At 71.3% G+C, this 6,557-nt stretch carries 6 protein-coding genes; 4 read left to right on the forward strand and 2 right to left on the reverse strand.

From position 1 onward, the window contains the following. A partial coding sequence (locus tag D7V93_RS34910; protein WP_147451501.1) for a methyl-accepting chemotaxis protein occupies positions 1 to 1,049 on the forward strand: 1,049 nt, incomplete at its 5' end. Between the two features lie 25 nt (positions 1,050 to 1,074). On the opposite strand, the gene D7V93_RS34915 is transcribed toward D7V93_RS34910, so the two are convergent. Beyond that, positions 1,075 to 1,839 carry an SDR family NAD(P)-dependent oxidoreductase gene (locus tag D7V93_RS34915; RefSeq protein WP_120647490.1) on the reverse strand — a complete coding sequence of 255 codons (765 nt, stop codon included), beginning with the start codon at positions 1,837 to 1,839 and terminating at the stop codon, positions 1,075 to 1,077. Positions 1,840 to 1,973: 134 nt separating this feature from the next. On the opposite strand from D7V93_RS34915, the gene D7V93_RS34920 reads away from it, so the two are divergent. Together D7V93_RS34920 and D7V93_RS34925 are read left to right on the forward strand one after the other, a co-directional pair. Next, entirely contained in the window at positions 1,974 to 2,978 is a 1,005-nt protein-coding gene (locus D7V93_RS34920; protein ID WP_120647491.1) for a DUF1028 domain-containing protein, read from the forward strand. Positions 2,979 to 3,037: 59 nt separating this feature from the next. Further along, positions 3,038 to 4,219: an acyl-CoA dehydrogenase family protein gene (locus D7V93_RS34925; RefSeq protein WP_120647492.1), complete on the forward strand. Its 1,182-nt coding sequence runs from the start codon at positions 3,038 to 3,040 to the stop codon at positions 4,217 to 4,219. 71 nt (positions 4,220 to 4,290) lie between these two features. Here the strand turns inward: D7V93_RS34925 and D7V93_RS34930 are convergent, their stop codons facing one another. After that, complete coding sequence (locus D7V93_RS34930; RefSeq protein WP_120647493.1) at positions 4,291 to 5,229, reverse strand: DUF2058 family protein; 939 nt, start codon at positions 5,227 to 5,229, stop codon at positions 4,291 to 4,293. 107 nt (positions 5,230 to 5,336) lie between these two features. On the opposite strand from D7V93_RS34930, the gene D7V93_RS34935 reads away from it, so the two are divergent. Next, positions 5,337 to 6,386 carry a hypothetical protein gene (locus D7V93_RS34935; protein WP_120647494.1) on the forward strand — a complete coding sequence of 350 codons (1,050 nt, stop codon included), beginning with the start codon at positions 5,337 to 5,339 and terminating at the stop codon, positions 6,384 to 6,386. Positions 6,387 to 6,557 lie beyond the last annotated feature (171 nt).

Below are 6,557 nucleotides of genomic sequence, written 5' to 3' on the forward strand. Positions count from 1 at the left end.
GGGTGGGTATGCTCGTCGCGCTGCTGGCGGGCGCGGGCGTCTTCCTGCTGGTGCGGCGGATGATGGCGCCCCTGAACGCCCTGGCGGCGGCGGCGGCGCGGGTGGTGGCCGAGGGCGACTTCAGCGGCACGCTGGAGATCCACACCACGGATGAGATCGGGCAGCTGGCCACGTCCTTCAGGGACATGATGCAGCGGCTGCGCGCGGTGCTGCTGGCGCTGCGGGCGTCGGCGCGGGAGCTGGAGGCGACGGCGCTGGAGCTGGCCACGTCCGCGTCGGACCAGAACCTCGCGGTGACGCGGCAGGCGGCGGCGCTGCACCAGACGCAGATCGCCGCGCGCCAGCTCCAGGAGAGCTCCCGGGCGGCGGCGCAGCGGGCGACGGGCGTGCTGCGCGAGGCGGAGAAGGCGGGCGCGGTGGGGCAGGCGGGCGAGTCCGCGGTGGCCGGCAGCGTGGGCGGCCTCACGCACATCCGCTCGCAGGTGGAGCGCATCTCCAACACGGTGTCGGAGCTGCGGCAGCGCACGCGGCAGGTGGGCGACATCACCGGCACGGTGAAGGACCTGGCGGACCAGTCCAACGTGCTCGCGCTCAATGCGGCCATCGAGGCGGCGCGCAGCGGCGAGGCGGGGCGGGCGTTCGCGGTGGTGGCGCGGCAGATGCGGTCGTTGGCGGATCAATCCGCGACGGCCACGTCGCGCGTGCAGTCCATCCTGGGCGACATCGGCCGGGCCATCTCCGAGGCGGTGAAGACGAGCGAGGGCGGCTCGCGCGAGGTGGAGGGCGGCCTGGACCAGGCCCGCGCGGCGGGCGAGAGCCTGCGCGCGCTGGCCATGCTCATCCAGAACAACAGCGAGTCGGTGAAGAGCATCGCGGACATGGTGAGCCAGCAGGACGCGGGCATCGCGGAGCTGTTCGCCGCGCTGAGCGACCTGGTCCGGCTGGCGGACGAGACGGTGGAGCGCGTGGCCACGAGCGCCGTGGCCGCCGCGCGCCTCACCACCGCCTCGCAAGAGGTGAGCGACATCGTGGAGCAGTACCGGCTGTGACGGCCGGGCGCGGCGCGGGGGCTGACTACCCCGCCTCGCCCCCGTCGATGGCGTAGGCCGCGCCGGTGATGGCGCTTGCCGCCTCCGACGCGAGGAAGAGGCACACCGCCGCGACCTCCTCCGGCCGGATGATGCGGCCCATGGCGTTCATCGACGCCAGGGCCTCGCGGGCCTGCTCCTCGGTGCGCCCCGTCGTCTTGGAGACGGCGGCGGTGGCGCCGGCGAACATGTCCGTCTCCACCCAGCCCGGGTTCACGTTGTTCACCGTGACGTTCTTGCGCGCGTACTCCACCGCCAGCGCGCGCGTCAGGCCCAGGAGCGCGTGCTTGGACGCGCAGTACGCGGACGTGTACTTCGCCCCGCGCGTGGACGTGATGGAGCCGATGTTGATGACCCGCCCGCCGCCCGCCGCCACCATGGCCGGCATCAATTCGCGGCACAGGATGAAGGGCGCCGTCACGTTCACCGCCATCACCTTCGCCAGGTCCGCGGTGCTCGTCTTCGTCAGCGGCGCGGACACGGTGATGCCCGCGTTGTTCACCAGCACCCGGGGGGCACCCGCGGAGAGGATGACCTTGCACGCGGCGAGCAGCGCGGCCTCGTCCGCCACGTCCACCGCATGGGTGCGGATGCGCTCGCCGCCTTCCTTCTTCAGTGCCTCCAGCGACTCCGCGGAGCGGGCCAGCGCCCATACGTCATAGCCCTCGCGCGCGAACGCCAGGGACACCGCGCGGCCAATGCCCCGGCTGGCGCCCGTCACCACCACCGTCTTCGTCGTCTCGCTTGCCATGGCCCGGCAGCATAGCCCCGCGCCTGGGGGCCCCGGAGATTCAGCGGTCCACGGAATTGTTTACGACGAAATGCATCATTTCCGCTCCAGGAGGCTCTTCATGACAACACCCACTCTCCGGGAGTCTCCTGCGTATGAAGTCCTTCAAGCGTGGCTTGCTGGTTGTCTCGTCCCTGGTGCTCGCGTCCACGTCCGCCCTCGCCGCGGCTCCGATGCCCACCACCAACCCGCGGCTGCTGGGCACGCGCGCCATCGTCGCGTGCGACGCCGTGGAGAAGTCCTGCGGCGTGGCCAGCATCTCCTTCCCCTCGGGCATCAGCGGCCTGGTGCCCTACGGCCGCCCGGACGTGGCGGTGGCCACCATGTTCTACCCCTCGGTGGATGACGCCGAGGCGGCCATCGCCCGCACCGACGCGGGAGACACGGCGCAGGCCGCCGTCGACTACGTGTTCTCCGTGGATCCGTACGCGGACTACCGCCAGCTCGCCGTGGTGAAGCTCAAGCCGGACGGCACCATCACGGTGGGCCAGCAGACCGGCGCGGAGAACGCCCCGCAGCGCTGCGCCGTGAAGGGCGCCAACTTCGTGGTGCAGGCCAACAACCAGACCAGCGCGGCCATCTGCGACGCGATGGCCGTGGGCTTCAAGAACGCCAAGGGAAGCCTGCCGCAGCGGCTGCTCGCGTCGCTCAAGCTGGGGGCCCGCGTGGGGCGCGACAACAACGGCGAGCGCTCCGGCGTCATCCGCGTCTGGACCTCGGAGAACGAATCGACCTTCTACACGAAGGTGCTGGCGGACGCCGTCGTGCACAGCAGCAGGACCGCGCTGAAGGACCTGGACGTGGAGATGAACCGCTACCAGGCGGGCATCGCGGCGCCGTACGCGTCGGATCTCATCCTGCTCGACGCGGCGGCCGCGAAGACCGTGAAGAACACGCTGTACCAGGCCGGGTACTACACCGGTGTCGTGGACGGGACCTGGGACGCCGCCGCCGAGCAGGCGCTGTCTGACTTCAACTGGGCCACCCTCTTCTTCCTCAAGCCCACCGTGGTGGTGAACGGCCAGAGGAAGATCGACGGTCCGCTGTTCAACTTCCTGCGCGACGCGGACCCGAAGGCGCTCAAGCCCGGCGGGGAGTGAAGCACCGGGCCCTCGGGTCCGTTTGACGGCTCCGGGAGTGCGACGTTAAGCACCCCGGCATGCCCCGCGCCGACATCACCGACCTGTTCCGTATCGACGACCTGCTGTCCGCCGAGGAGAAGGCCGCCCGCGACTCCGTGGCCCGCTTCGTGGACGCGGAGGTGCTGCCCATCATCGGGCGGCACTTCCGCGACGGCACCTTCCCCGCGCACCTCGTCCCCGGCCTCGCGGAGCTGGGCGTGCTGGGCGCGAACCTCCAGGGATACGGCTGCGCGGGGATGAACACCGTCAGCTACGGGCTCATCCTCCAGGAACTGGAGCGGGGGGACTCCGGCCTGCGCAGCTTCGCGTCCGTGCAGGGCTCGCTGTGCATGTTCCCCATCCATGCCTTCGGCAGCGACGAGCAGAAGGCGCGCTTCCTGCCGGGCATGGCGAAGGGGACGCTCATCGGCTGCTTCGGCCTCACCGAGCCCGACTTCGGCTCCAACCCCGGCGGCATGCGCGCCCGCGCCCGGAAGGACGGCGACGGCTGGGTGCTCAACGGCACCAAGGCCTGGATTACCAACGGCTCCATCGCGGACGTCGCGGTGGTGTGGGCGAAGACGGAGGACGGCGGCGCGGAGTCCGTGCGCGGCTTCCTGGTGGAGAAGGGGATGCCCGGCTTCAGCGCCCGGGAGATTCCCGGCAAGTTCTCCCTGCGCGCGTCGCTCACGAGCGAGCTGACCTTCCAGGACGTGCGCGTGCCGGAGCGCAACGTGCTGCCCGGCGTGGTGGGCCTCAAGGGGCCGCTGTCGTGCCTCAACAACGCGAGGGCGGGCATCGCGTTCGCGGTGACGGGCGCGGCCATCGCCTGCTTCGAGGGTGCCCGCGAGTACGCGCTGTCCCGCGCGCAGTTCGACGGCAAGTCCATCGCCGGCTACCAGCTTACGCAGGAGAAGCTGGCGGACATGCTCCAGGAGATCGTGAAGGCGCAGCTGCTGAGTCTGCGGCTCGCGCGCCTCAAGGATGAGGGGAAGAGCAACCCCGTGATGGTGAGCCTGGCCAAGCGCAACAACGTGAAGAGCGCGCTGGAGATCGCCCGCGTGGCCCGGAGCATCTACGGCGCCAACGGCATCACCGACGACTACCCGCCGGTGCGCCACATGCTGAATCTGGAGAGCGTCTTCACCTACGAGGGCACCCACGAGGTGCACACGCTGGTGCTCGGCAAGGCCATCACCGGCATCGACGCGTTCGGCTGAGCGTCGGCGGTGTGGAAGGCCGCGCCTCCCCTCGCCCCCGGTGGGGAGGAGGGGAGGGCACGGGAAGGGAATCAGGACTGCGCGCCACCCTCGTTGCCGGGGCCCGGTTCGGACGAGGCCTCCGTCGTGGGCTGGGCCTCGGGCTCGGAAGCAGCCTCGGCATCCTCGGACGCATCGTCTTCGGTCGCGGCGGCCACGGGCTCGTCGGGAATCTCCTGCACGGTACCGGCGGCTTCGGCGGCCTGCTGGGCCTTGAGCTCCTCGTCGTTCATGAAGCCGACGGGGCTCTCCTTGCGGTTGAAGAAGCGCACGGACTTGGCGGACAGCTGGAACATCTGCTCGGCCGCGGTGGCGGGCACGAGCGAGTGCTCGATCTGCGCGGGCTCCGGACGCTCCACGATGCCCAGCTCGCCGTCCTCCAGCTGCTTGGCCTGCGCGGGCGACAGCTCCATGCGGCGCAGCTTCCCCTTGCGCGTCATGAAGTAGAAGGTCGTCTCGCCCGGCTCCTGGGGCACCTGCGAGCCCAGCACCAGCTCACGCAGGGCCCGGTCCAGCTCCACCTGCTTCTTGGACTCGGCGCGCTGGTAGGCCTTGGAGCCCGGCAGGGGCGGCAGCTTGGGGATGGGCTTGTCGGTCGCGGCCGGACGCCCGGACGCGGCGAACCCGCCCTGCGGTCCCCGGAAGCCTCCACCCTCGCGGCGCGGCGGGCCTCCTGAGCCCTCGCGGCGCGGGGGGCCACCGGCGCCACCGCCCTCGCGGCGCGGCGGACCTCCGGCACCTCCACCGCCCTCGCGGCGCGGCGGACCTCCGCGGTCGTCTCGACGCGGCGGGCCTCCCGATGTCCGATTCTCGTCACGTCCCCGGTGGGCAGGAGCGCGTGGAGCGCTCCCCCGGTCGTCCCCTGGGGGGGAGGCCGGTCGTCGCGGAGGCGTGGGAGAAGACTCGGTCTTCTTGGCCTGCTCCTCGGAGACGAGGCCCGCTTTCAACAACTTGTCTCGCAGGTTCTGCATGGGTTGGGCGTTCTATCCCTTGCACGGCCGCACGCAAGCCACCGCTTGCCGCTCCTGTGGCCCCCACGTAACTTGCCGCCCCCGCCGTTCCGTGTCGTGGAGGTTCCGTGAGAAGTCTGACGAAGTCCGCCGCCCTCGCCCTGGTCCTGGCCGCCACCGGCTGCTCAGACCCGGTCGACAAGGCGGCCAAGGCCCGCATCTTCTCGCCGGAGGACCCGCCGAAGGTCGTCGCCTCCGCGAAGCAGAAGCTGCCGCCGGAGGACGTCGCGGACAACCCCCAGGTGTCGCGCCGCATCCTGGGCATGGACGCCGCCGAGGTCACCGAGCGACTGGGCCCGCACTTCTTCCAGTCCACCCTCAGCTACGAGTGGGCCGGCCCCAACGGCAACAACCCCGTGAAGCTCACGGAGACGCGCTCCTTCCGCGCGGGCCCCGGGGGCGTCAACGGCGACTTCCACGGCATCCTGGAGAACTCCCGCGACCAGGGCCTGGAGGTCATGCGCGTGCAGGGCCAGGTCTTCGCGCGCAACCGCTACGGCCCCTACCGTCAGCGCCTGCGCGACCGGGGCATGGCCGAGCGCACCCGCACGGAGCTCACGGGCGCCATCCGCGACTTCGACAGCCTCTTCCAGGGCCGCATCAAGCTGACCCCCGCCGGCACCGTCACCCACGAGGGCCGCACCGCGTGGAAGTACGCCGTGTCCCTGGGACCGGCCCAGGAGGGCGTCACCGCGCAGAAGATGCCCGCCGCCTTCGCGCCCCGCTCCGGCGCGGACGAGACGACCAAGCGCCGCGCGAACTTCTTCACCCACCGGCTGCCGCGCTCGCTGGAGGGCGAGGTGCTGGTGGACGCGGACACGTCCGTCGTCCTCAAGGCCCGGCTGGATGGTCGCATCGGCGTGCCCCAGGAGAAGACGCCGGAGGCGGCAGAGCTGCGCATGACGCTGGAGTCCAGCCTCACGGAGATTGGCAAGGACCCCAAGCTCCAGCCGCCCCAGGACTTCCTGCCGGACGCGGACAAGCCCCAGGGCATCGCGGACGCGCTGGACTACTTCGGCATCCCCCGGGGCAAGCCCGGCGATTCCCCGGCCACCCCCGGGAGCAAGGACGCCACCAAGCCCGCCGAAGAGCCCGAGGACGAGGGCGAAGGCACCTGACACACCCCGTCCGGGGGCTCCCGGACCGTTGGAAGCCCCACGGCTTGCAGGCTGTGACGGCCATGTCCTGGCCGGCCCCAAGAGGGCCGGGAGGACGCCCGCAAGTGCTTGATGTGGCTGGGAATCCCCCCTGGCCCTGGCCTTGCTCTGGGGGTGGGGCATGTTCCGTCC

This window comes from Corallococcus llansteffanensis, assembly GCF_003612055.1.
In the GTDB taxonomy this organism is placed as follows: Bacteria; Myxococcota; Myxococcia; order Myxococcales; family Myxococcaceae; genus Corallococcus; species Corallococcus llansteffanensis.

Excerpts from the sequence above, each read along its gene's own strand:
- D7V93_RS34915 (WP_120647490.1), bottom strand. The coding sequence starts at position 1,839 with ATGGCAAGCGAGACGACGAAGACGGTGGTGGTGACGGGCGCCAGCCGG.
- D7V93_RS34920 (WP_120647491.1), top strand. The coding sequence starts at position 1,974 with ATGAAGTCCTTCAAGCGTGGCTTGCTGGTTGTCTCGTCCCTGGTGCTC.
- D7V93_RS34925 (WP_120647492.1), top strand. The coding sequence starts at position 3,038 with ATGCCCCGCGCCGACATCACCGACCTGTTCCGTATCGACGACCTGCTG.
- D7V93_RS34930 (WP_120647493.1), bottom strand. The coding sequence starts at position 5,229 with ATGCAGAACCTGCGAGACAAGTTGTTGAAAGCGGGCCTCGTCTCCGAG.